Below are 24,851 nucleotides of genomic sequence, written 5' to 3' on the forward strand. Positions count from 1 at the left end.
TTTTAATTAGCTCAATGCAAAAAAAACTGTTAATTATTGGTTATGTCTGGCCAGAACCAAATAGTTCTGCGGCTGGAAGTCGAATGATGCAGCTTATTTTTTGTTTTCAAGCGTATAATTATCAAATAACGTTTGCAAGTCCTTGTGCAAAAAGTGATAAGGCATTCGATTTAAATAGTATTGGTGTCACTCCAATGTCTATAGAAATAAATGATTCTCATTTTGATGATTTTATAAATAATTTCAATCCAGAGGTCGTTGTATTTGACCGTTTTATGATGGAAGAACAATTCGGATGGCGTGTTGCCGAAAACTGTCCGAATGCTCTACGAATACTCGACACAGAAGACTTGCATAGTTTGCGAAAAGGAAGGCAGCAGGCTTTTAAAGCGAAGACTGAATTTGATGACAGTGACCTGTTTAATGATACTGCAAAGCGAGAGATTGCAAGTATATATAGGTGTGATTTAAGTTTGATTATTTCTGAAGCCGAAATGGATCTATTAAAGCATCGCTTTAAAGTAGATGAAAGCTTATTGCTTTATTTGCCTTTTTTACTCGATGAAATCGATTCAGAAAACATTCAGAATTTACCAAAGTTTGATAATCGACAGCATTTTATAACGATAGGTAATTTTTTACATGAACCAAATTATAATTCAATTTTATATTTAAAAGAAACCATTTGGCCATTAATACGACAACAACTTCCGAAAGTAGATATGCATATTTATGGCGCGTATTCAAGTCAAAAGATAAACCAGTTACACAACCAAAAAGAAGGGTTTTTAATTCAAGGTTTTGCTGAAGATGCACAACATGTCATGCAAAATGCTAGAGTGTGTTTAGCGCCTTTGCGTTTTGGAGCTGGATTAAAAGGAAAACTGATTGATGCCATGCAAAACGGAACGCCAAGTGTTATGACTAGTATTGCAAGTGAAGGCTTATTCGGAGATTTAGAGCCTCATGGTTATACAGAAGATGATCCAGAAGAATACGCTAACAAAGCTGTGCAGTTGTACACCAATAAAACCCTTTGGGAAGCTAAGCAGCAAAACGGATTTATAGCGCTTCGTAGATTTGATAAAAAGGAATTTCAGAATCAGTTGCACCATAAATTAAATGATTTAAGGCATCAATTAATTACGCATCGATTTAATAATTTTACAGGTCAAATGCTCATGCATCACACATTACAAAGCACAAAGTATTTGTCACGCTGGATAGAGGAAAAACATAAAAATCAATAAAATGAATTGGATTCTTTTAGCTCAAGTCATTTATATACCTCTGCTTATTTTGGTTTGTTTGCGTGTAATCTATGATACTCAAGATATTACCAAAACATTAGCCTACTTGTTGTTAGTTATTTTCTTACCAATATTAGGAGTAATTATTTATTTCTCTTTTGGTGTGAATTTTAGAAAACGTAAAATATATAAGAAAAAACTGATTGATAATGAGCAATTAGAAAAACAAATGGAAAGCGCTCTAATAAAATATTCTAATAATGTTTTACTAGATAGTGACTCTAGTGTTAAGAGTAATAAAAAGTTAGTAAATCTCGTATTAAATGAAAATATAAGTCCACTTACCAATAAAAATGATGTTAAACTGCTTATTAATGGCGAAGAAAAATTCCCTGAAGTCTTTAAAGCTATTGAAAGCGCAACTGATCATATACACATTGAATATTATATTTTTGAAGACGATACCATAGGTACACGTTTTGTCGAACTATTAATAAAAAAGGCCAACGAAGGTGTAAAAGTTCGTTTTATTTATGATGATTTTGGAAGTCGTTCAATTAGAAAAAAACTTATACCAAAGCTTAAAGCTGCTGGTGTCGAAACCTCTCCTTTTTATGAAATTAAATTTTTTCTTTTAGCTAGTAGAATTAATTACAGAAACCACAGGAAAATTATAATAATAGATGCTAAAATTGCATTTGTTGGAGGTGTTAATGTTAGTGATAAGTATATTAATAAGAAGGAATTTAAATCTAAATTATACTGGCGAGATACACATTTAAAAATTGAAGGTCCAGCCATCTGGTATTTACAATTTCTATTTTTATGTGATTGGAATTTCTGTGCTGAAGCTAATGTGTTGCCAAGTGATCAATTGTTTTTACCAAAAGAAAAATTTAACACTAAACAAGACAAAATATTGCAAATTACTGCTAGTGGTCCAGACTCAGATGTTCCAACCATTCTTTTTGCGTTGTTGCAAGCGATTAATCTTGCGAAAAAAGAAGTCTTAATTACGACACCTTATTTTATACCTGGAGAAAGTATTTTAAATGCTTTAATCATTTCGGCAAAGAGTGGAGTGTCCATAAAATTACTAGTGCCAGGCATTTCAGATTCTAAATTAGTTAATTATGCAGCTCGTTCGTATTACAGTGATTTAATGAGCGCAGGAGTTGAAATTTATAAATATCAAAAAGGTTTTGTTCACGCAAAAACATTAGTCATTGATAATGAGATTGCCATAGTTGGAACTGCAAATATGGATATTCGTAGTTTTGAGCTTAATTTTGAGGTTAACGCTATTGTGTATGATAAAGTCGTGGCAGATGAATTAAAAACGGCTTTTTTTGAAGATCTTAATCATTCTGAAAAAATAGATTTAGAAACTTGGAAGAATAGACCTCAGCATAAACAATTCTTTGAAAAAATTGCTCGACTATTTTCTCCAATGCTTTAATTAATTAGAAGTAAAGAACAAGAATTAATTCTTATCTTTAAAAACGTTTAATATCAATTCAACCCAACCAAAATGAAATTATTTAAGAATTCTCTTGTAAGTGTACTATTCATGCTACTTTTAGCAAGTACGAGTTTAAAGGCTCAAGTCTCTTCACAACAAATCGATTCAATCGTTAATTATGCAATGACCAAATTTAATGTTGCAGGAGTTGCAGTTGCTGTTGTTAAAGATGGTAAGATTATTCACAATAAAGGTTATGGTGTTAAATCTATTGAAACTAATGAACCTGTGAATGAGCATACGCAATTCGCTATTGCTTCAAACAGTAAAGCTTTTGTAACTGCTGGATTGGCTATTTTAGTCGAAGAAGGTAAAATAAATTGGTTGGATAAAGTGAAAGATCATATTCCAGAATTTACGATGTATAATGATTATGTAGAAGATAATTTCAATATTTTAGATTTGGTCACACATCGTAGTGGACTACCTTTAGGAATGGGTGATTTAATGTTCTTTCCTGATGGTACAGATTTCACAATGGATGATTTATTGTCCAGCTTTCAGCATTTTAAATCGTCTTCTGCTTTTCGGACTAAATGGGACTATGATAATTTACTCTATATAGTTGCAGGTGAATTGATTGCAAGAAAAAGTGGAATGACTTGGGAAGCATTTACTAAAACACGTATTCTTGAACCTTTAGGAATGGACAATACATTTTCTTCCTTGGCAGATATTAAAGACAGGTCTAATTTAGCATCATCTCATTCAACAGAAACAGGAGAGATAAGAGTTATTCCAACGTTTAAAGAAATGATGAATGGTGCAGCTGGTGGTATTTTTTCTAACGTTGATGATTTATGCCAATGGCTATTACTCCATTTAAATGCAGGGAAATATGGAGAAAATAAGGAAAAAGAATTGTTTACAGCAGTCAACCATAATGAAATGTGGAAAATTCATACAGTTATGGGTGTTAACAAGAACCCTCGTTATAATTCTCATTTCTCAGGCTATGGCTTAGGTTGGTTCCTGTCTGATGTTTTAGGAAACATGAAAGTTGAACATACTGGTGGATTACCAGGGATGCTGTCGCAAACCATTTTAATTCCTGATATGGATTTAGGACTTGTTATTCTAACGAACACAAGTGACGATGGAGGAGGTTTGTTTTCTTCTGTATCTCAAACAATTTTAGATATATATTTCGGGTTAGATGATTTTAAATGGATTGACAAGTACTCAGATTACTTAAAATCTAGAGTAAGTGGAGGAGATGCAATAACAGGCAAAGTATGGGAAACGGTTGAAAATTTAAAGGATACACCAATTGATACCCAAAAGTATATAGGCTTATATAAAGATAGTTGGTTTGGCACTTGCGAAGTTTTTATGAAAGAAGATCAGTTGTGGCTTAAATTTCACCGTTCACCAAAACTCAACGGTCCATTAAAGTTATATGAAGATGAAACCTTTGCAATTAAATGGGAATACCAAGATATGAATGCTGATGCGTTTGTCACGTTTACCCTAGATAAAAATGGCAAAGCTGAAAGCATAAAGATGAAGGGCATATCACCTAACATTGATTTTAGTTTCGATTTTCATGATTTAGATTTAAAACGTCAAGATTAATGATTAGTGTACTAAGAAAAATTAGAAAAAAGTTCGTGGTAGAAAATCGAGTAAGTAAATATTTATTGTACGCTATTGGCGAGATTATTTTAGTCGTTATTGGTATTCTTTTAGCGCTTCAGATTAATACTTGGAAAAAAGAAAAGACTAATCATGACCTTAAAGTAACACTTCTAAAAAACGTGAAGTCAGATTTAATCATTCAGAAAGAATTGATTGAAGAACAAATTGTTTTTGAAGAAAGTATTATGTCTAAAATTAATACTTTAAATCAATTAGCTCAAGCAAAATCAATCAATGCAGCATTTGTTCAGGTGTTATTTGAAATCAGTACACGTAAAACCTTTAAAGCAAACAGAACTACATTTAATAACATGATCTCTACAGGAGATATTACTTTATTAGCTAAATCTGATCTGCAACAAGAAATCATTAGATACTATCAGCGCCTAGATTACTCAGAATCTGTGACCAACAATAATAACTTGTTCAATACAGATAGCCATTATGGTGCTTTTGTTGCTAGTAACGCATTGGGTTTAGAAATAGAAGAAAACAGCTCGATTGTGTTAGATAAAGAGCTTAGTAAAACTGATCGCTATTTAATATTCGCTCAATTAAAAGGACGTCATGGTAATTCCGAAAGTATTAATGCGATTTCTAAAAATTTATTAGAAAGAACTGAAGAATTAATTCAGAGTATAGACAAAGAACTCAAATAATAAAGCTATTTGGTTTTATAAATTAGGCTTATAAAATCCTTCATGCCTTCAGTAGCAGTTTTTTCAATTACAGTTAGGTTTTTGTGACCTCCAATAGAAGGTTTAGGATCTATAAAATAGGTTGATGTGTTTTCTGGTACATAATGCATCAGACTTGCTGCTGGATAGACTTGCATACTTGTGCCAATAATAAGTAATATGTCTGCCGTTTCACAAATCGTTACAGCCTTTTCAATCATAGGGACAGCTTCACCAAACCAAACAATATGCGGTCGCATTTGGTAGCCTTTTTTACATAAATCACCTAAAACTAAATCAGTCGTCCATTTCTGAATATCTTTTTCGTTATAACTACTTCTGGCTTTCAGTAATTCGCCATGCAAATGCACAACGTTTGTACTTCCCGAACGTTCATGTAAATCATCTACATTTTGAGTAACTACAGTCACTTCAAAATCTTGCTCTAAAGCCGCTAAATCAAAATGTGCTTTATTGGGCTGTACTTCAAAAAGTTGTCGTCGTCTTTGGTTGTAAAAATCTAAAACTAATTCTGGATTTTTAGCAAAGCCTTGTGGAGAAGCCACCTCCATCACGTCATGGCCTTCCCATAAACCATCAGCATCTCTAAAGGTTTTAATACCACTTTCGGCACTCATTCCAGCTCCTGTTAATACAACTATATGTTTCCGCATGCCATAAATTTAGTAATTTTGATTTATGGTAGACCTTCAGCTTTTAAAATATTTAGAAAACTATTTAACAGAGAGTCGTAAAGATAGGTTTCATAAAGTCATATCACAAAGAACAAAACATTTTACTGTTGCGACAGAAGATGTGTATCAACTGCATAATACAAGTGCAGTTATGCGTAGCTGTGATGTGTTTGGTATTCAAGAAGTGCATATTGTTGAAGAAGTGAATACTAAAAGCATAGACCGAGAAATTGCTATGGGCGCACAAAAGTGGGTCGATTTAAATCGATATCATACTGTTAAAGATTGTCTTACCAAACTCAAACAGAAGGGTTATCAAATTGTTGCTACGACGCCTCACACCAATGATGGTTTGCTTCATGAATTTGATGTCTCTAAAAAGTCTTGTTTTTTCTTTGGAAGAGAAACCGAAGGTTTGTCGCAAGAGGTTTTAGACGCAGCAGATTGTTATTTAAAAATTCCCATGGTTGGGTTTACCGAAAGTTTAAATATTTCGGTGTCTGCAGCAATTATTTTACAACACGTCACCACTAAACTAAAGCTTTCAAATGTCAATTGGCAACTTAGTGAAGAAGAGCAACATGAAAAACGATTAGATTGGATTAAGAAAACTATTAAAAGTTATGACGACATCGTGACTAGGTTTTATAGTGATAAATAATTGAGTCGCTCTCCTTTTAAATTTATTGGGAATGAAATTGGGTTTAATCCTAAAAGAACGAAGAGTTTTTTGTAAATTGAAAAGGTGTTAACTGAAAAATTAAAATTATGAATCTCAATCCTTATTTGGCCTTTAATGGTAATTGTGAAGAAGCTATACGTTTTTATGAAGATGTTTTGGGCGGCGAAATTACAATGATGATGCGCTATGGTGAAGCACCTCCAGAATATTTTCCTGTGTCTGATGATATGAAAAACCTTGTCATGCATTGCACTTTAGAGTTTAATGGGTGTACGTTTTTTGCTAGTGACAATATGGAAAGCAATGCTGGAAATAATTTTAGTATGAGCATTGATGCCGACGAAGAAGAACAAGCAGTTAAGATTTTTGAAAGTCTTTTAGAGGGCGGACAAGCTATCATGCCTTTTGATAACGTATTTTGGGGAGGAAAATTTGGAATGTTGGTTGATAAGTTTGGTGTTCAGTGGATGGTGAGTGTAGGACATTAATCGGCTTAAAATTTACCCGAACGACTTCTACTTAATACTTTATATTCTTCATAGCATTCGCTTATCGCGTCAAGAACCTGTAAATCGTTTGCAGTATTTATAAAGTCTTTAGAATAGTTGCATTGACTTACAATTTCATCAAGATCAACACGATCTACTTGTAGTAAAACCATTAACATTTCTCGGTCAAAACGTGTGGCTAATAGATTTCGAATTTCATCATCTTGCTTCATTTTTTTCAGCTTTCGCATTTCATTAGGTTGTTTCCCAAACATGCGATGTAAAAAATCGGCAGGATTAAAAATAGCACCTAAGATTTTAGTTACAGGATTTGAGGAACGTTTTCCAGCTTCATAACCAGTACTTGGTAAGCCAGAAATAGCATACCTGTAATTATTGTTTTGAACGACATTCTTAATGTCTACTTCTAAATGTCCTGTAAGCTTAAATTGACTCACAACCACTTCTTCTAATGCAAAGGCTAACTCAGTAAGCACAATATTTGAACTGCCGTATTTAAGCCAATCGTTCGTCACTTTTACTTTTACAGATTTAAAGCCTAAATACGAGAAGTGTAAAGTGTCATTCGCTTTTGCTGTAAGCTTAAATTCACCTTTGGCATTAGTCGTCGTTCCTAAAACTTGTGTAATGTTTACAATGTTAACGCTTTCTAGCGGACTGTCATCGGCGGCATTGATAACAACACCTATAACTTTCGTGGCGTCCTCTTGAGCATAACTAAATGTTAAAGTGAATAAGAGTATGAAAAGTATTGTAATGTACTTCATTCAGTTTGTACGTAATTAATTTTTGATAATTTTTTTAGTTAAAGCGCCTTGTTCTGTTTCAATTCTTAAAAAATACATACCAGAACTAAAATTTTTAAAATCTATTTTATCAATACCATAATTATGTTGCTTTACAAGTTTTCCTTCAAAATTATAAATAGAGATATGCTCAATGTTTTGATTATTTGAATTATCTAAAAATAGAGTATTCACTACGGGATTTGGATATACTGAAACACTATTCTTTAACAGATAGTCATCTACAGATAAACCACCACATTCTGTTTGGCCTTCATTTTCAATAAAAACAGTATGACTATCAATACTTGTCCAATTATCTGTGCTATACGTACAATCATCAACATAAATTAAATCAAGGTTTGGACTATTGCTAAAAATAACTTCAGAATTATTTAAATTAGTATTATTGCCGTTTCTCAAATCTACATTTTGTATGTTGCTATTATTTGACGCATAAATAGCATAAAGGCTAGGGTTCTGAGAAAAATCTAATGATGTTAAATTAATATTAGACCCACAGAATATTTCCATTAAACTAGATAATGGACTCGTGTCTATTTCACTTACAGTAATTCCTGAAATATATAAATAACGTAAATTAGTGTTAAAACTAAAATCTAAATTAGTAATGGGGTTATTAGTGCATCCAAACTCAAATAAAGAAGTGTGCTGTGATAAATCTAGTTCTGTGAGTAAATTATTTTGACAGACAAAAAAGTTTAAATTAGCATTTGGATGAAAAGTTAAACTTGTGATTGAATTTCCATCACAATTAAAACTAGTTAAACTTTCAAAATCTTCAAGACCAGTCATATCTGATATTCCTTGATTATCAACCCATAAATCTTGTTCTCCAGAAATATTAACTGTAGGAACGAAATCATCCATTACACCATTGCCGTAACTAGATGGATCACCTAAAGGGACTTCAGTTAGCCAGTCACTATGAGTTTCTAGGAAATATTCAAAGTTATCGTCAGGCACATAAGTGTTTTGCGCATGAACAGATATTGTTATAACAAAAATAAATAGTAAAGAAAACTTTTGAGATTTCATAATTTCTATATTAAATATTATAAAAAAATTAGTTATAAAAGTACTAAACATATTTTCAAATATGCAGCCATCTTATTTTTTTGACTAAAAATTAACAATAAAGTTTAACGTCTAGAGCGTCTAGGTCTTGAGTGAGTGGTTTTAAATTCAGATTTATCTCGGTCTGAGCGTCTTGATTTCCCTTCAGTAGCACGTCTTTCGCTTCTATTTCCTGAATCGCTTCGTCTTTCACTACGTCTTCCAGAATCATTGCTAGAGTCGCTTCTTCTTCCTGATGATCGTCTTTCGCCTCTTGGTCTATCAGAACCACGTCTTCTATCACCTCCACCATCACGACGTCTACCACGACCTCTGTCTCTTCCGCGACCTTTATCTTCGCTAACTTCAACATTAACAAAACGTCCGTCATGTTTAAAATCTGTAAAAAAGGCTAGAACTTTTTCTTGGTGTCCTTTTTCCGTATTGAAAAACGAAAAACTTTCTTTAACATCAACTTTAAAGACATCATCTCGGCCTAATTCTAAGACTTCTTTTAAGAAATCTTTTAGCTTCATCCAATCGTAACCATCTTTGCGCCCAACATTAATGAAATAGCGAGATTCATTACCACTACTCATTCTTCCGCCATCACGTTCACTACTATGAGATGCTTCAACGTTTAGGTTTTTAGATTTTTGATAGTAATTAAAAAAGCGGTTAAATTCAACAGAAAAGAATTTTTTAAGCAAATCATCTTTTTCAGTATCCTTAAATAATTCATTAATGCTATCTAAGTACTTATCAATCTCATGATTAACCTCAGTGTTATGAATTTTATTGGCTAAAGACATTAGCTGTACTTCACAAATTTCCATTCCATCTGGAATGTCTTTCTTCTCAAATTGTTTTTTGATTATACGCTCAATGCTCTTAATTTTTCGTACTTCACTTTTAGAAACAATCACCATTGAAACACCAGTTTTTCCTGCACGACCAGTACGTCCAGATCTGTGCGTATAGGTTTCAATCTCATCAGGTAATTGGTAGTTAATGACGTGTGTAATATCATCAACATCAATACCACGAGCAGCTACATCTGTAGCTACTAACATTTGTATTTGCTTGTTTCTAAACGATTTCATAACCAAATCACGTTGATTCTGACTTAAATCACCATGAAGTGCTCCAGCACTATAACCATCTTCTATTAAATTCTCAGCAACTTTTTGGGTATCTCGCTTGGTACGACAAAAAATAACAGAAAAGATATCTGGATTAGCATCAGCCAAACGTTTTAATGCGGCGTAACGATCTCTTGAGTTCACTAAATAGTACTCATGAGAGACTTGGTTCGTGCTTTCGTTTTTATTTCCAACAGTAATTTCCTGTGGATTATGCATGAATTTTTTAGCAATGGTTGATACTTCTTTAGGCATTGTTGCACTAAATAACCATGTGTTTTTGTCTTGTGGTGTATGCGATAATATTTCAGTAATGTCTTCATAAAATCCCATGTTTAGCATTTCATCAGCTTCATCTAGAACCGAATATTCAATTTTAGAGATGTCCACCAAACGTCTGCCAATCATATCTTTCATACGACCTGGAGTCGCTACAATAATTTGAGCGCCTTTTTTTACAGCTCTTGCTTGATCAGTTATGCTTGCGCCACCATAAATGGCAACAACATTTAAACCTTTACAGTATTTTCCGTACTGTTTTAATTCATTCGTAATTTGCAAACAAAGCTCACGAGTAGGAGACAGGATTAAACCTTGCGTGGTTCTGCTATCTACATTAATTTTCTGCAGCATTGGAAAACCAAAAGCAGCAGTTTTTCCTGTTCCTGTTTGTGCTAAAGCCACTAAATCTGTGTCTTCTTCTAATAAAATAGGAATAGCTTTGTCTTGAACTTCACTTGGTTTTTCAAAACCTAAATCGGTAATAGCGTGTAATAGATCTTCATTAAGACCTAAATCTTGGAATGTGTTCATTTTTAAAATGATAAGTAATCGATTATATTTGTAGTGTTACAAAAGAAGCGAATCGACATACTTAAACCCAATACTTCTGGTAACACATCCTCTCTCTGAGGAATTTACGACTCATATTTTTATGAGTTTCAAGCTGCAAAGATACACTATTATTTGGATATCTAATTTTTTGGGCGTTTTAACACGCTTTCACTACTCAATTTTTTTGTTTAGTGACTTTTGGGTTCAGTTAGAAACATTTCATAAAACAAAAAAGATTTCAAACAAACCGTTCAATCGTTAACGCAAATTAATTGTGATACGCAGTATTATGTGCTAAGGCGTTACCGCAAGTGCTACAATTACCTGCAGATCCAGCACCTCCAGAGCACCCACTACTACAAGTGTAATGCCAAACACCAGCAGCATTCTGACTAGGTTCAGCTTTTGGAGTTGTAGCTGTATTTGTTGGTGTTGTGCTAATTGGTGTCGTATTTGTAGTGTTGCTAGCATTGTTATGAAATGCTTGGTTATGTGCTAAGACGCTACCACATGTACTACAATTACCAGCAGCTGCAGAACCTCCTGCACAACCATTATTACAAGTGTAATGCCAGATGCTTCCTGAACTTTGTGTTGCAGAACCTTGCTGACTAGGCGAATCGAAAGCTTTTAAAGGAACTAGAGTTTCTTGTTGAGGAGTTTCTGTAGTCTCTTTGTCTTTACATGAAACAAAAGAAATAACCATACAGAAAAGAAGAATAGTTAGGGCTTTAATATTTTTCATCATAACGAAATTTTAGTTTTTATCAATTGTTGTAATATAACATTATTTTTTATTCTTGAGTTTTGTAAAATTCAATTTTAACAATCATTTAAAAAAGCAATTAACTGTCTTACTGCTTTTCCACGATGCCCAATTTTGTTTTTTTCTTCTAAAGAAATTTCTGCAAAGGTTTTGGTGTAGCCTGTGGCTTGAAAAATAGGATCGTAACCAAAGCCTTTTTCGCCATGCTTGTCTCGTGTAATTTTACCTTTACAGATGCCTGTAAAGCATTTTGTATTTCCATTTAAATGAAGCGCAATAACCGTTTTAAAGTGTGCTTGTCTATCAGACTTAGTACTTAGGTTGTCTAGAAGTTTGTCCATATTATCATTGGCATCACGTTGTTCACCAGCATAACGTGCAGAAAAAACTCCAGGTTCTCCGTTTAGTGCTTCGACTTCCAATCCTGTATCATCCGCAAAACCATCATAGCCATAATGGGTTTTAATATATTCTACTTTTTGAATGGCGTTACCTTCAATTGTGTTTTGTGTTTCAGGAACATCTTCAAAACAGCCAATGTCTTTTAAACTAAGTAGTTTAATGTGTTTTGGAATTAAAGACTGAACTTCTTTAAGTTTGTTTAGGTTGTTGGTTGCGAATACAAGTTGCATGGTTGTGAATTTCATTAAATCAAAAGTAATATTATTTCTATATAGAATCTTAATAAGTTTTTATATCTTGTAAAGAACAATAAATAAGAGGTATGCAGACGTTTAATTCGCCTTTAGAGGCATTCCTATATTGGGAAGAGCATACCCCAGATCGTGTTTTTTTAAACCAACCTATTAACGGAAAAGTAATTACTTATACTTTTTTTCAAGCTGGAGAGGAATCTCGTAAAATTGCTTCAAGCTTAAAAGCACTTAGCCTTCCAGAGCAAAGCCATATCGCATTGCTTTCGAAAAATTGTGCGCATTGGATAATAGCAGACTTAGCCATTATGATGTGTGGTTATGTGTCTATTCCTATTTATCCAACGCTTAACGCAGAGGCGATTAACCAAATTTTAATACATAGTGAATCTAAAGCGATAATCATAGGGAAGCTAGATGATTATAAGTCTCAAAAAAAAGGTATTCAAAATATTCCAAAAATAAGTATTGGGCTTTATGGTGTTGAAGATGGAGAGTTATGGGAAGATATTCTTCTTAAAGAAAAAAGGTTGGAACAGGTGCATATAAAAAAGCCTAATGATTTACACACTATAATTTATACCTCTGGAACTACAGGAATGCCTAAAGGCGTTATGCATTCGGTTAGTAATTTCATGAAATCTGCGAATACAGGAATAGATATATTTAAAATTCCAAATCATTGTAAGTGCTTTTCCTATTTGCCTCTTGCTCATGTTGCAGAACGCATAGTTACTGGCACATGTGGAGTAGTGGTTGGAGCAGAATTTTATTTCCCAGAATCTTTAGAAACATTTGCATCAGATTTAGAGAATTGTCAGCCTTATTTGTTTTTTGCTGTCCCACGAATTTGGTCAAAATTTCAAGAAAAAATATTGAGTAGTGTACCACAGAAGAAGTTAACATTTTTGTTAAAAATTCCAATAGTTAATAGTATTATTAAGAATAAGCTAAAGAAAAAGTTAGGATTAAAACAAGCACAAGTTATACTTTCGGGTGCAGCACCATTGTCAGAAAGTATAATTCATTGGTATAAGACATTAGGAATTACCATTCTTCAAGCTTATGGTATGACTGAGGACTGTATTATTTCGCATAGTAATTTGCATGAGGCGAATAAGATAGGAACGGTTGGAAAAGCTATAAAAGGGGTTAGAATCAAGTTTTCTAGTATTGGAGAAATCTGTATTAAGAATGATTGCTTAATGTCTGGTTATTATAAATTACCAGAAGTTACAGCGTCAGTTTTTGATCATGAAGGCTATTTTAAAACAGGTGATATAGGTGAGTATGATCATGATGGATTTTTAACCATAACAGGTCGTGTAAAAGATCAGTTTAAAACAGATAAAGGCAAATATATTTCGCCAGCACCTATAGAACTGGCGCTATCTAAAAATACAGATATAGAACAGATTTGTATTGTTGGAACTGGTATTCCACAACCTATTGCATTAATTACTTTGTCTGAATTAGGACGAAAAAAGAATAAAGCAGATTTAAGTGCTGGATTAATTGAAACAGTACATCAGCTCAATCCAAGTTTAGAAAAACATGAAAAGATTGAAAAAATCATAATCATGAAAGAAGATTGGAATGTCGATAATGGTTTAACCACGCCAACTTTAAAAGTAAAGCGCAATGCGATTGAAAAAATTCATCAAGAATTTTACAAAAGCTGGTTCGAAGACTCTGATAAAGTTATTTTTGAATAATTATCTGTGGTGATAGGGCTCATTCTTTAAAATAGTAAAACCGCGATAGAGTTGCTCAATAACAAATAAACGTACCATTTGATGTGAAAACGTCATTTTAGACAAAGATAATTTTCCCTGCGCCTTTTTATACACCTCTTGAGAGAATCCGTAAGGCCCTCCAATAACAAAAACCAATTGTTTGAGACCAGAATTCATATGTTTTTGCAAATAGTTTGAGAAATCAACTGAGTTGAGTTGTTTGCCATTTTCGTCTAATAAAATCAAGGCATCTGTTGGGTTAAGCTTTCCTATAATAAGTTCGCCTTCCTTTTGTTTTTGTTGGTCTTCACTTAAATTTTTTACCTTTTTTAAGTCAGGTATAATTTCAAATTCAAACTTAATGTAATGACTAAGTCGCTTTTGATAATCGTTTATCAAGCTTTGTAATTGCTTGTTATCAGTTTTGCCAATGGCTAAGAGTTTGATGGTCATAATATCAAAGATATGTTTTTTTGGAATTTGTGATTTAGAATTTAGTTTTTTTTGATTTTCAATTCCTATTTTTACATAAATTTTTATTCCAATGATTTCAAAAGAGCAGTTTAATAAAGAAATAGAATTAATTATAACAAATGCCATTAGAGAAGATGTTGGGGATGGTGACCATAGTTCTCTAGCGTGTATTCCTGATACAGCACAAGGTAAAGCCAAACTCTTAGTTAAAGACAATGGTGTAATTGCTGGCGTTGAATTTGCTAAACAGGTTTTTAATTATGTGGATCGCAATATGAAAGTGGAAACGCTTATTGAAGATGGAAGTTCTGTTAAATATGGTGATATAGTATTTTATGTTGAAGGAGCGTCACAATCGATTTTAAAAGCGGAGCGTTTAGTCCTTAACGCGATGCAGCGTATGAGTGCTATTGCCACTAAAACACGACAGTTTGTGGATTTACTTGAGGGTACAGGGACTAAAATTTTAGATACTAGAAAAACAACACCTGGAATTCGCGCTCTAGAAAAATGGGCTGTTAAAATAGGAGGAGGAGAGAACCATCGTTTTGCTTTATATGATATGATTATGCTTAAAGATAATCATATTGATTTTGCAGGTGGACTGACAAAGGCTATTGATAAAACAAAGCAATACTTAAAGGAAACCAACAGAGATTTAAAAATTATTGTTGAAGCTAGAGATTTAAATGAGATTAAAGAAATCTTAAAAAGCGATGGTGTATACAGGATTTTAATCGATAATTTTAATTATGACGATACTAGAAAAGCCGTTGAGCTTATTGGAAATAAATGCTTAACCGAAAGCTCTGGAGGAATTAATGAGAAAACAGTTCGTAAATATGCAGAATGTGGTGTAGATTATATCTCTTCAGGCGCTTTAACACATTCAGTTTATAACATGGATTTAAGCTTGAAAGCTGTTTAATATGACCAAAAGCATTGAAGATAAACTTGATAAAATCCCAGTAATTAATTTGTTTGTTAAACTCTTAAAGCAAATTAAATTACCTGGCTTCGAGGGTTTGTCAATTTATGATTTGTTAGAATTATATACTATTGGTATTGTTAAAGGGACTTTAACCACAAGAGCAAGTGCTATCGCTTTTAGCTTTTTTATGGCAATTTTTCCTTTTTTACTGTTTGTGCTAATCATTATTCCTTATATACCAATAGATGATTTTAAAATAGAATTCCTGTCTTTTTTAGATTCTTTTCTGCCGCCAAATACTTCAGATTTTTTTTACAGCAACATATATGAAAATATAAATACTCAACGAGGAGGTTTACTGTCTTCGGTGTTTTTATTGTCCATTTTTTTAATGGCAAATGGTGTTAATGCCGTTTTTTCTGGCTTTGAAACTTCATATCATGAACAATTAACTCGAAATATTTTTAAGCAATATTTATATGCGCTTGGTGTGGCAATCATTTTAGCCGTTTTGGTGATTTTAACGGTTGCTGTTTTTGGTTATTTTGAAATTTATATCATTCAACCACTTTTAGACCGTTTAAATGAACAGGGATTAACAGAGAAAGATTCAAATGTAGCTTGGATGGTTTTTGCTAAATATTTGTTTTTTGTGATTATGACTTATTTGGCAACTGCAACGCTGTACTATTTTGGAACCATGGAAGGACGTAAATCTAAATTCTTTTCTATTGGTGCTTTATTAACCACGTTGTTAATCATGCTTACCTCGTATTTATTCGGGATTTACATTACAAATTTCTCACAGTATAACGAGTTGTATGGCTCAATTGGTGCGCTTTTAATTTTAATGTTCTATCTCTGGCTAAACTCTAATATATTACTCTTGGGTTACGAGCTGAATGCGTCTTTAAATCGATTGCGAAAAATTAATAAACATGCGTAAATACTTACTATTATTTGCTGTTTTGTTCTTGTCAATATCTGCTTCATCACAAGATGTCTTTGGGAAATGGAAGACTATAGACGATGAGACAGGTGAAGCAAAATCTGTTGTAGAGATTTATAAAAAAGACGGAAAAGTTTTTGGGAAGATTTTAAAACTTCTTCGACCACAAGATCAAGAGGCGCTTTGTGATAAATGTACTGGAGTTAATTATAATAAATCTGTTGTAGGCTTAGAGATTATAAAAGAATTAAAAAAATCTAATCGCTATTATAAAGACGGAAGTATTTTAGACCCAGAAAATGGTAAAGATTATAATTGTAAAATATGGATTGATGAAGAAAATCCGAATATTTTAAATGTTAGAGGGTATATTGCCTTTTTCTATAGAACACAATACTGGAAACGCATTACTGATTAAAACTAAGATTAATAACAATTTGCATTACATAGATGTCATTCTTCCTATTCCTTTGCAAAAGCTATTTACATATAGCATAACAGAGGCTGAAGCTATTTTTTTAAAAGTAGGCATGCGCGTGGCTGTGCCTTTTGGAAAGTCTAAAATTTATACAGCTTTAGTGCAACGGGTTCATAATGAAAAGCCATTGGTCTATGGGGCAAAAGACATTCACCAGATTTTAGATGAATTACCTATAGTTAATGAGTCGCAGCTGCGTTTTTGGCAGTGGATTTCTAATTATTATATGTGTACTTTAGGTGAAGTCATGAGAGCTGCTTTACCTAGTGCTTTTCTGTTAGAAAGTGAAACAATCATTAGTAAAAATAATGATAAAATTATAGCAGATACAGATTTAAAAGATGATGAGTTTTTAGTTTATGAAGCTTTACATCATCAATCGTCCCTGAAAATTCATGATTTGATGAATATTTTAGACCGAAAAAATGTACTTCCAGTTATTAAACGCTTACTTGAAAAAGAAGCCATTCATTTAGACGAAGAAATCTATGAGAAGTATAAGCCAAAATGGGTGCGCTATGTCAAGTTAAATGCTAACTTTTCATCTGAAGCCAAACTTCAAAAGCTGATAGAAGATTTAAGTCGTGCACCAAAACAGAAGCAAGTTATTCTGACTTTATTTTCTTTATCAGCGAAAACCAAAAAGCCTATAAAAGTGTCTGAGTTATCTCATGAAAGTCAGAGCTCTTCAACAATAATTAAAGCTTTAATTGATAAAGGTATTCTCGAAGAATACCATATACAAACTGATAGAATAACCTATTCTGGTGAAGAAAATGAAGCGTTAAAACGATTAAATCTACATCAAACTAATGCATTAAATGATATTAGTCAATCATTTGAAAAACAAAATATTACACTTTTACATGGCGTAACATCTTCTGGTAAAACAGAAATATATGTCAAGCTTATTGAAGATGTACTTGCTCAAGGCAAACAAGTGTTGTACTTGCTTCCAGAAATAGCATTAACCACGCAATTGGTTACTCGATTGCAAAATTATTTTGGAGAACAAGTTGCTGTGTTTCATTCTAAATATTCTATTCATGAACGTGTAGAAGTGTATCATAATTTGTTAAATAATTCTGAGAAGGCACGAATTGTTTTAGGAGCTCGATCTTCTATCTTTTTGCCATTTCAGAATTTGGGTTTTATTATTGTCGATGAAGAACATGAGCAATCTTATAAACAGTTTGATCCTGCACCTCGTTATCATGCCAGAGATTCGGCTATTGTGCTTGGGAGTATTCATAAAGCTAAAACACTTTTGGGTTCAGCAACACCTAGCCTGGAAAGCTACTTTAATGCGAAGCAAAATAAATATGGTTTTGTGGAGTTAAATACACGCTATAATGATGTCTTGATGCCAGAAATTGAATTGGTAGATATTAAGGATAAGCATAAGCGAAAACGCATGACTGGTCATTTTAGTGATCGTTTGATTGAAGAAATGAAGGAAACTTTAGAGGCTAATCAGCAAATTATTCTTTTTCAAAATAGACGAGGTTTTTCGCCAATTGTAGAGTGTAACACTTGCGGACATGCGCCTCAATGTCCTAATTGTGATGTGAGTTTAACTTATCACCAATATCGAAATGAATTGCGTTGTCATTATTGTGGGTATCATTCTGCGATGTTGCAAAATTGTATGGCTTGTGGAAGCTCAGAATTAGATAGTAAAGGCTTTGGGACAGAACAGATAGAAGTAGAGGTGAAGGCGTTATTTCCTGAGTATAAGGTTGCTAGAATGGATTTAGACACAACGCGTGGAAAATATGGATATGAAAAAATAATCACTTCTTTTGAACAGCAGGAAGTTGATATTTTAGTCGGTACACAAATGCTTACTAAAGGTTTGGACTTTAGACATGTAAGGCTTGTAGGTATTATGAATGCTGATAATATGCTAAACTTTCCAGACTTTAGAGCGCATGAACGTAGCTTTCAATTGATGCTGCAAGTGTCTGGAAGAGCAGGACGAACAGATGCTCGTGGGAAAGTGCTTATTCAAACCTATAATCCCTACCATAAAATATTGCAACAGGTATCTACACATGATTATGTGAGTATGTTTAGCGAACAAATGGACGATCGTTATAATTATAAATATCCGCCAATTTATAGGTTAATTAAAATCACTTTAAAGCATAAGGATTATAATCGTGTAAACTTAGCTTCGGATTGGTTTGCGAAGTCCTTAAGACTTGTTTTTGCTGATTATGTACTAGGACCAGAGTTTCCTCCTGTGTCAAGAATTCGCAATCAGTTTCATAAAAATATACTGGTAAAAATTCCACAGAAACAGTCTTTATCAAAAACAAAAGCGGCAATACTTAAAATTCAAAATAGCTTTGATAATGTTAAAGATTTTAGAAGTGTTCGTGTGGTATTAAACGTCGATAATTATTAGCAATAAAAAAAAGTCCAACTAAAAAGCTGGACTTTATCTTCATTTTTAGATTTGGGGATCTAATTATTGTTTAAAGCTTCTACAAGCTGCGTTTTCTTATTCCTACTTAAAGGAATTTCGTAAGCGCCAACTTCAACATTCTTGCTGTTAAATCTGTCGATTTTATCGAGATTTACGATATAAGATTTATGGATTCTTAAAAACTTGCCTTCAGGCAATTCGCTTTCAAAAGCTTTCATTGTAGATAATACAACTAGGCTCGTTTCTTCGGTTACTAATTTTACATAGTCACCAAGCGCTTCAATCCATTTAATGTCTTTAATATAGACTTTTCGTTTTTTCAGGTTACTTTTTACAAAGATATGTTCGCCTTCAGCTTCATTAAAGTCTAATTTTAATTTATGATGCTCAAGTGCTTTTTCTACAGCAGTATTAAAACGTTCTCTAGTGATAGGTTTTTGTAAATAATCTGTAGCATCATAATTAAATGCTTTAAAAGCGTATTCTGTTTTACCAGTTACGAAAATGATTTGGGGTTTGTTGTTTAATACGTCTAGTAATTCAAATCCGTTTAGCACTGGCATTTCAATGTCTAAAAAGATTAAATCTACTTTATGAGTATTAAGGCCATTCTTAGTTTCAAGAGCGCTACTGTACTCTGCAATTAAGTTAAGAGAAGAATGATTTTCTATTAACTTTACAATTGAGAGACGTTGTATTGCTGAATCATCAACTACGACACAGTTTAAAGTCATAACATTTATATTTATTCGGTTAAGATATCGACAATAGTACAAAAAATTCGGTTAAAAACCAAAAAACATCGACTAAATGAATTTTTTAACATAATATTAACATTTCAAACAGCCTATACTTTCTTGCTTATTTATATTGAGATTTGTTGTGTTATATAAATAAAATAGTTATTTTTGCACCCAATTTTTAACAAATAAAATAGATTTTTATGAATCATTATGAAACTGTTTTCATCTTAAATCCCGTTTTATCTGAAACTCAGATAAAGGAAACAGTAAAGAAATACGAAGATTTTCTCGTTTCTAAAGGAGCAAAGATGATAGCCAAAGAAGATTGGGGCTTAAAAAAATTAGCTTATCCAATTCAAAACAAAAAAAGTGGATTTTATCATTTATTTGAGTACACTGTAGATGGTGAAGTTATTACACCTTTAGAAGTAGAGTTTAGACGTGATGAGCGTTTTATGCGTTACTTAACTGTTAGTTTAGACAAGCATGCAATTGCTTGGGCTGAAAGAAGACGAAAAAGAGATAACCAAAAAGCGTAATTATGTCAACAATTGAACAACAATCAAAAGGAAAAAAAGACGGAGAAATTAGATATTTAACTCCGCTTAATATAGAAACTAATAAGACGAAGAAGTACTGTCGTTTCAAAAAATCTGGAATTAAGTATATCGATTATAAAGATCCTGATTTCTTATTGAAATTTGTAAATGAGCAAGGTAAAATTTTACCTAGACGTTTAACAGGAACTTCATTAAAATACCAAAGAAAAGTGTCTGTTGCTGTAAAAAGAGCACGTCACTTAGCATTAATGCCATATGTGGCTGATTTGTTAAAATAAAACTATTATAACTATGGAACTTATATTAAAACAAGACGTTGAAAATTTAGGATTTAAAGACGATATTGTAACAGTTAAGAACGGTTATGGTAGAAACTTTTTAATTCCTCAAGGAAATGCGATTTTAGCGACTTCTTCTGCAAAGAAAGTATTAGCTGAAAACTTAAAGCAAAGAGCTTTTAAAGAAAAGAAAATTATTGACGATGCTAATAAAGTGGCAGAAACACTTAAAGCATTAGAAATTAAAATAGCTGCTAAAGTTGGAGCTGGAGACAAATTATTTGGATCTGTTAACAATATTAATGTAGCTGAAGCTTTAGAAAAAGAAGGTCAAGAAATTGATAAAAAATACATCACAGTTACTGGTGGATCTGTAAAACGTTTAGGTAAATACAATGCTACTGTACGTTTACACAGAGAAGTAACAGTTGAGTTACCTTTTGAAATTATTGCACAAAACTAAATCTTAGTGATTTAAAATATATAAGCCTCAATGTCACGTTGAGGCTTTTTTTTATTAAATATTATAGAAGATGAAATACTCTAGACTCACCAAAGAGCAATTTGAAGAATTGCATCAAGAGTTCATAAATTTTCTAGCAACACAATCTATTACTGCTAGTGAATGGCAAGATATAAAAACCAACAAGCCTGAAGTTGCTGAACAAGAATTAGACGTTTTTAGTGATTTGGTTTGGGAAGGTGTGTTGAATAAAACACAATACATAGAACACATTTCTCCGCAACAAATGCATTTATTTCATCTTAATGAAGTCAATATGCATGTTATTGCTGTTCAAATTAAAAATGCGATTGACTTAACAACTAAAGCAGGTTTTGGCTGGTTGCGTGAGCATTTAATGGATGATGATGTTGAATTTTTACAAGCCAAAAAAGACTATTCAGAAGATAGAAACAAAGATAAGTTTACACTTATTCAGCAAGGTGGTGTGATTACTAAAGGGGAACTGTTCCGTTTTTTTGATAAATTAATCAACTAATTTACTCGTAACGTAAAGATTCTATAGGATCTAGTTTTGATGCTTTTAGTGCTGGCATTAATCCAGAAACGACGGCAACGATAAAAGCAATAGTAAAGGCGCTAAACATGGCAAACCAAGGTGTGGTAAAGTTAAAGTTGGCTAGTGTGGCAACAAGTAATCCAATTAAAACACCAAAAATAATGCCTATAATACCACCTAATTGTCCTATTATAATAGCTTCCATAAAAAACTGAAACGCAATTGTTTTTCTTTTGGCGCCTAGTGCTTTTCTTACACCTATTTCACGTGTTCTTTCTGTAACTGAAACAAAAAGAATATTCATAAGTGCTATAGATGATCCTAATATGGTAATGATACTTATAATCCAAGCTGCATATTCTAAATAAACCGTTATTGAACCAATTCGATTAATTAAATCATCGCTACGCTCAATTCCAAAATTATTTTCCTCTATAGGATTTAATCCACGAATGTTTCTAAAGGTAATGATCGCTTCATCTTGCGCGCCTTCTAACATGTCTTTATTATCCACCATGATACTAATTGCATAATCAATATTGGCTAAAGTAAAAATAGAACGTGCGTTTTGTATAGGAATAATAACTCGTAAGTCTTGATTGTTTCCAAAAGTGGCGCCTTTAGATTCAAGTGTGCCAATAACATTAAACTTTACACCTCTAACACTAATGGTTTTACCAATTGGGTTAACCCCTTCAAATAGCGCTTTCTTTAAATCACTACCAATAACACAAAGGTTACTATTGTTTTTAATATCAAAAAAATTGAGTTCTCGACCTGCATCTAATTTTAGTCCTGAATTTTGAATAAAATGTTCGTTTGCACCAATTATAGTCACTTCAGGGTCTGTCTTTTTATTTTCAAATTTCACTTCTGCACTGCGTGTACCTGTAAACGATAATGATGTTTTTGTTCCAGGAAAAACATAGTTGTCTTCAAAAGCTTTGACATTTCTGTAACTAATTACAGGATTGACTTTTCGTTCTTCACCACGACCACGTCTTTGCGTCGTAAACTCGTAGCGCTGTATATTAAAGGTATTTGAACCCATTGAGGAAAAATCACTAGAAATCGTATTCTCTAAAGCTGAAACAGCACTTAAAATACCAACCAGAGCAGTAATGCCAATTGCAATAATTAAAACAGTTAAAATAGTTCGCAGTAATTGACTTTTAATAGAATCTAAGGCAATTCTTATATTTTCTCTAACGAGTGAAAACATATATTTTTAGTATTTCTAGTTTGTTGTTTTAGATAAGACTATTAAAACAGCATAAAGTTACTATAATTCTCAAATAATTATGACTGACTCTAAAATTTATGATATTTTTGTGACTGTAGAATTAATATTAATACTGATTTTCGTTTTAACGGAAAAATAAATATGGCACAAAAACCAAGTATTCCTAAAGGTACACGAGATTTTAATCCTGAACAAGTCGCAAAACGTAATTATATTTTTAATGTAATAAAGGCGAATTTTGAACGCTTTGGATTTCAACCGATTGAAACCCCAAGTTTTGAAAACTCGGACACGTTAATGGGAAAATATGGTGATGAAGGTGACCGACTGATTTTTAAAATTTTGAATTCAGGGGATTATTTATCAAAGGTAAATGATGCACTTTATGCAACGAAAAACTCTACTAAAATAACATCAAAAATCTCTGAAAAAGCGCTACGTTACGATCTTACTGTGCCTTTTGCGCGTTATGTGGTGCAACACCAAAATGAAATTGAGTTTCCGTTTAAACGCTATCAAATACAACCAGTTTGGCGTGCAGACCGACCTCAAAAAGGACGTTTTAGAGAATTTTATCAATGTGATGCCGATGTGGTTGGTTCAAAGTCGTTGTTTCAAGAAGTGGAATTCATTCAGCTTTATGATGCTGTGTTTTCAGATTTGAAATTAGAAGGTGTTACCATCAAAATTAATAATAGAAAAATACTATCTGGTATTGCTGAAGTTATTGGTGCCAGTGATAGGCTCATCGATTTTACTGTCGCACTTGATAAATTAGATAAAATAGGCGAGGAGAAGGTGAAAGAAGAAATGTTAAGTAAAGGAATTCCGCAAAGCGGAATAGATCAAATGCAACCTTTATTTACATTGTCTGGAACTTTTGAAACTCAAATTGAAAGCTTAAAAACTATTCTTAATTCTTCTGAAGAAGGGCTGAAAGGGATTGAAGAATTAGAGTTTATCAATCATGCAATTTCAGAATTAAAATTGAATACAGCTAAACTTCAACTTGATGTCACTTTAGCACGTGGTTTAAATTATTATACAGGTGCGATTTTTGAAGTCTCTGCACCAGAAACTGTGCAAATGGGTTCGATTGGAGGCGGAGGACGCTATGATGATCTTACGGGAATTTTCGGACTTAAAGATGTGAGTGGGGTTGGGATTAGTTTTGGATTAGATCGCATATACTTGGTGTTAGAGGAATTGAATTTGTTTCCGGAAACAATTAATCAATCTGTAGATGTGCTCTTTATCAATTTTGGCGATACTGAAGCTTTATTCTGCTTAAAGGCAATCAAAGCATTAAGACAGCAAGGTGTTAATGCCGAAGTCTATCCAGATGCAGCTAAAATGAAAAAACAAATGAATCATGCTAATAAGCGTAGTATTCCATTTGTGGTTTTAGTAGGCGAGGAGGAAATGAATAGTAACCTCTACACTTTAAAAGATATGATCTCTGGAGAGCAGACTAAATTATCTTTACAAGATTTAATTTCAAGATTAAAATAAAAAAAGCCCAAAACATGATGTTTTGGACTTCTAAAGTTTAGTCAACTTTAAGGTAAGGCTTTTGTATTTGTTTTATTTAACGAGAACCTTTTTCGAGACTTCGCCAATTTCAGTTTCTAATTTTATAATGTAAGCACCAACGCTTAAATTTTTAGTTTTTAATTCAATAGACGTACTTGTTTCAATAGTATCAAACGTCATAACGACTTGTCCAATCATGTTTATGATTTTTGCTGAATCTATTTCAACACTATTCGGATTATT

26 protein-coding genes are annotated in these 24,851 nt (G+C 32.8%); 16 read left to right on the forward strand and 10 right to left on the reverse strand.

The annotated features are described in order from the left end of the window. The first annotated feature begins 14 nt into the window (after nt 1-14). The 4 genes from ACFS5M_RS10330 to ACFS5M_RS10345 all read left to right on the forward strand — a co-directional run bounded on the left by ACFS5M_RS10330 (nt 15) and on the right by ACFS5M_RS10345 (nt 5,069). A complete protein-coding gene (locus ACFS5M_RS10330; RefSeq protein ID WP_183489887.1) occupies nt 15-1,250 on the forward strand; it encodes a glycosyltransferase in 1,236 nt (411 codons plus the stop codon). Nucleotide 1,251: 1 nt separating this feature from the next. Further along, nucleotides 1,252-2,709: a cardiolipin synthase gene (gene cls, locus ACFS5M_RS10335; RefSeq protein WP_183489890.1), complete on the forward strand. Its 1,458-nt coding sequence runs from the start codon at nt 1,252-1,254 to the stop codon at nt 2,707-2,709. 72 nt (nt 2,710-2,781) lie between these two features. Then, nucleotides 2,782-4,347: a serine hydrolase gene (locus ACFS5M_RS10340; RefSeq protein WP_183489893.1), complete on the forward strand. Its 1,566-nt coding sequence runs from the start codon at nt 2,782-2,784 to the stop codon at nt 4,345-4,347. Beyond that, the gene (locus ACFS5M_RS10345) at nt 4,347-5,069 is read left to right on the forward strand and encodes a DUF6090 family protein (RefSeq protein WP_183489896.1); all 723 of its coding nucleotides are present in this window, start codon (nt 4,347-4,349) and stop codon (nt 5,067-5,069) included. Before ACFS5M_RS10340 ends, ACFS5M_RS10345 begins: the two co-directional genes overlap by 1 nt. 5 nt (nt 5,070-5,074) lie before the next feature. Here ACFS5M_RS10345 and ACFS5M_RS10350 read toward each other — a convergent pair whose 3' ends face one another. Then, nucleotides 5,075-5,761, reverse strand: coding sequence for an SIR2 family NAD-dependent protein deacylase (locus tag ACFS5M_RS10350; protein WP_183489899.1), 687 nt, complete (start codon nt 5,759-5,761; stop codon nt 5,075-5,077). A 25-nt stretch (nt 5,762-5,786) separates the two neighbouring features. On the opposite strand from ACFS5M_RS10350, the gene ACFS5M_RS10355 reads away from it, so the two are divergent. Further along, the gene (locus ACFS5M_RS10355) at nt 5,787-6,443 is read left to right on the forward strand and encodes a TrmH family RNA methyltransferase (RefSeq protein ID WP_183489903.1); all 657 of its coding nucleotides are present in this window, start codon (nt 5,787-5,789) and stop codon (nt 6,441-6,443) included. Between the two features lie 107 nt (nt 6,444-6,550). Further along, nucleotides 6,551-6,952, forward strand: coding sequence for a VOC family protein (locus ACFS5M_RS10360; RefSeq protein ID WP_183489904.1), 402 nt, complete (start codon nt 6,551-6,553; stop codon nt 6,950-6,952). 5 nt (nt 6,953-6,957) lie between these two features. Here ACFS5M_RS10360 and ACFS5M_RS10365 read toward each other — a convergent pair whose 3' ends face one another. From ACFS5M_RS10365 to ACFS5M_RS10385, 5 genes are all read right to left on the reverse strand, one after another. Then, the gene (locus ACFS5M_RS10365) at nt 6,958-7,740 is read right to left on the reverse strand and encodes a carboxypeptidase-like regulatory domain-containing protein (RefSeq protein ID WP_183489907.1); all 783 of its coding nucleotides are present in this window, start codon (nt 7,738-7,740) and stop codon (nt 6,958-6,960) included. Nucleotides 7,741-7,755: 15 nt separating this feature from the next. Continuing rightward, nucleotides 7,756-8,817 carry a T9SS type A sorting domain-containing protein gene (locus tag ACFS5M_RS10370; protein ID WP_183489910.1) on the reverse strand — a complete coding sequence of 354 codons (1,062 nt, stop codon included), beginning with the start codon at nt 8,815-8,817 and terminating at the stop codon, nt 7,756-7,758. 104 nt (nt 8,818-8,921) lie between these two features. Continuing rightward, on the reverse strand, nt 8,922-10,790 hold the full coding sequence (locus ACFS5M_RS10375) for a DEAD/DEAH box helicase (RefSeq protein ID WP_183489912.1): 1,869 nt from the start codon (nt 10,788-10,790) through the stop codon (nt 8,922-8,924). A 289-nt stretch (nt 10,791-11,079) separates the two neighbouring features. Further along, nucleotides 11,080-11,559 (reverse strand): hypothetical protein, encoded by a 480-nt coding sequence (locus tag ACFS5M_RS10380; RefSeq protein ID WP_183489915.1) that lies wholly within the window; start codon nt 11,557-11,559, stop codon nt 11,080-11,082. Between the two features lie 74 nt (nt 11,560-11,633). Continuing rightward, entirely contained in the window at nt 11,634-12,209 is a 576-nt protein-coding gene (locus ACFS5M_RS10385; RefSeq protein WP_183489978.1) for a non-canonical purine NTP diphosphatase, read from the reverse strand. 92 nt (nt 12,210-12,301) lie between these two features. Here ACFS5M_RS10385 and ACFS5M_RS10390 point away from each other — a divergent pair, with 92 nt between their 5' ends. After that, complete coding sequence (locus ACFS5M_RS10390) at nt 12,302-13,945, forward strand: AMP-binding protein (RefSeq protein ID WP_183489919.1); 1,644 nt, start codon at nt 12,302-12,304, stop codon at nt 13,943-13,945. Here ACFS5M_RS10390 and rlmH read toward each other — a convergent pair whose 3' ends face one another. Then, nucleotides 13,946-14,419 carry a 23S rRNA (pseudouridine(1915)-N(3))-methyltransferase RlmH gene (gene rlmH / locus ACFS5M_RS10395; RefSeq protein WP_183489922.1) on the reverse strand — a complete coding sequence of 158 codons (474 nt, stop codon included), beginning with the start codon at nt 14,417-14,419 and terminating at the stop codon, nt 13,946-13,948. Nucleotides 14,420-14,510: 91 nt separating this feature from the next. Here rlmH and nadC point away from each other — a divergent pair, with 91 nt between their 5' ends. Genes nadC through priA form a run of 4 tightly spaced genes read left to right on the forward strand, consistent with a single transcriptional unit; the run spans nt 14,511 to nt 19,208 of the window. Further along, on the forward strand, nt 14,511-15,368 hold the full coding sequence (nadC, locus tag ACFS5M_RS10400; RefSeq protein WP_183489925.1) for a carboxylating nicotinate-nucleotide diphosphorylase: 858 nt from the start codon (nt 14,511-14,513) through the stop codon (nt 15,366-15,368). A gap of 1 nt (nt 15,369) precedes the next feature. Continuing rightward, nucleotides 15,370-16,317, forward strand: coding sequence for a YihY/virulence factor BrkB family protein (locus ACFS5M_RS10405; protein ID WP_183489928.1), 948 nt, complete (start codon nt 15,370-15,372; stop codon nt 16,315-16,317). Next, complete coding sequence (locus ACFS5M_RS10410; RefSeq protein WP_183489930.1) at nt 16,310-16,738, forward strand: DUF2147 domain-containing protein; 429 nt, start codon at nt 16,310-16,312, stop codon at nt 16,736-16,738. The genes ACFS5M_RS10405 and ACFS5M_RS10410 overlap by 8 nt, the downstream gene beginning before the upstream one ends. Beyond that, the gene (gene priA / locus ACFS5M_RS10415) at nt 16,677-19,208 is read left to right on the forward strand and encodes a replication restart helicase PriA (RefSeq protein ID WP_183489933.1); all 2,532 of its coding nucleotides are present in this window, start codon (nt 16,677-16,679) and stop codon (nt 19,206-19,208) included. Before ACFS5M_RS10410 ends, priA begins: the two co-directional genes overlap by 62 nt. A gap of 59 nt (nt 19,209-19,267) precedes the next feature. Here priA and ACFS5M_RS10420 read toward each other — a convergent pair whose 3' ends face one another. After that, nucleotides 19,268-19,963, reverse strand: coding sequence for a LytR/AlgR family response regulator transcription factor (locus ACFS5M_RS10420; protein WP_183489935.1), 696 nt, complete (start codon nt 19,961-19,963; stop codon nt 19,268-19,270). Between the two features lie 209 nt (nt 19,964-20,172). Here ACFS5M_RS10420 and rpsF point away from each other — a divergent pair, with 209 nt between their 5' ends. The 4 genes from rpsF to ACFS5M_RS10440 all read left to right on the forward strand — a co-directional run bounded on the left by rpsF (nt 20,173) and on the right by ACFS5M_RS10440 (nt 21,811). Next, the gene (rpsF, locus tag ACFS5M_RS10425; protein ID WP_183489938.1) at nt 20,173-20,511 is read left to right on the forward strand and encodes a 30S ribosomal protein S6; all 339 of its coding nucleotides are present in this window, start codon (nt 20,173-20,175) and stop codon (nt 20,509-20,511) included. 2 nt (nt 20,512-20,513) lie between these two features. Then, complete coding sequence (gene rpsR / locus ACFS5M_RS10430; RefSeq protein WP_183489942.1) at nt 20,514-20,810, forward strand: 30S ribosomal protein S18; 297 nt, start codon at nt 20,514-20,516, stop codon at nt 20,808-20,810. A 13-nt stretch (nt 20,811-20,823) separates the two neighbouring features. Further along, a complete protein-coding gene (gene rplI, locus ACFS5M_RS10435; RefSeq protein WP_183489947.1) occupies nt 20,824-21,273 on the forward strand; it encodes a 50S ribosomal protein L9 in 450 nt (149 codons plus the stop codon). Nucleotides 21,274-21,343: 70 nt separating this feature from the next. Further along, nucleotides 21,344-21,811: a DUF6495 family protein gene (locus tag ACFS5M_RS10440; RefSeq protein WP_183489949.1), complete on the forward strand. Its 468-nt coding sequence runs from the start codon at nt 21,344-21,346 to the stop codon at nt 21,809-21,811. Nucleotide 21,812: 1 nt separating this feature from the next. Here the strand turns inward: ACFS5M_RS10440 and ACFS5M_RS10445 are convergent, their stop codons facing one another. Beyond that, nucleotides 21,813-23,054, reverse strand: coding sequence for an ABC transporter permease (locus ACFS5M_RS10445; RefSeq protein WP_183489952.1), 1,242 nt, complete (start codon nt 23,052-23,054; stop codon nt 21,813-21,815). Between the two features lie 162 nt (nt 23,055-23,216). Between ACFS5M_RS10445 and hisS the strand changes: the two genes are divergently transcribed. Next, complete coding sequence (gene hisS, locus ACFS5M_RS10450) at nt 23,217-24,587, forward strand: histidine--tRNA ligase (RefSeq protein WP_183489955.1); 1,371 nt, start codon at nt 23,217-23,219, stop codon at nt 24,585-24,587. A gap of 72 nt (nt 24,588-24,659) precedes the next feature. Here hisS and ACFS5M_RS10455 read toward each other — a convergent pair. Then, nucleotides 24,660-24,851 (reverse strand): T9SS type A sorting domain-containing protein (locus ACFS5M_RS10455; RefSeq protein WP_379898781.1); only part of this gene is annotated, 192 nt, incomplete at its 5' end.

The sequence above is a fragment of the Lacinutrix iliipiscaria genome (genome assembly GCF_042686125.1).
Taxonomy (GTDB): Bacteria; Bacteroidota; Bacteroidia; order Flavobacteriales; family Flavobacteriaceae; genus Oceanihabitans; species Oceanihabitans iliipiscarium.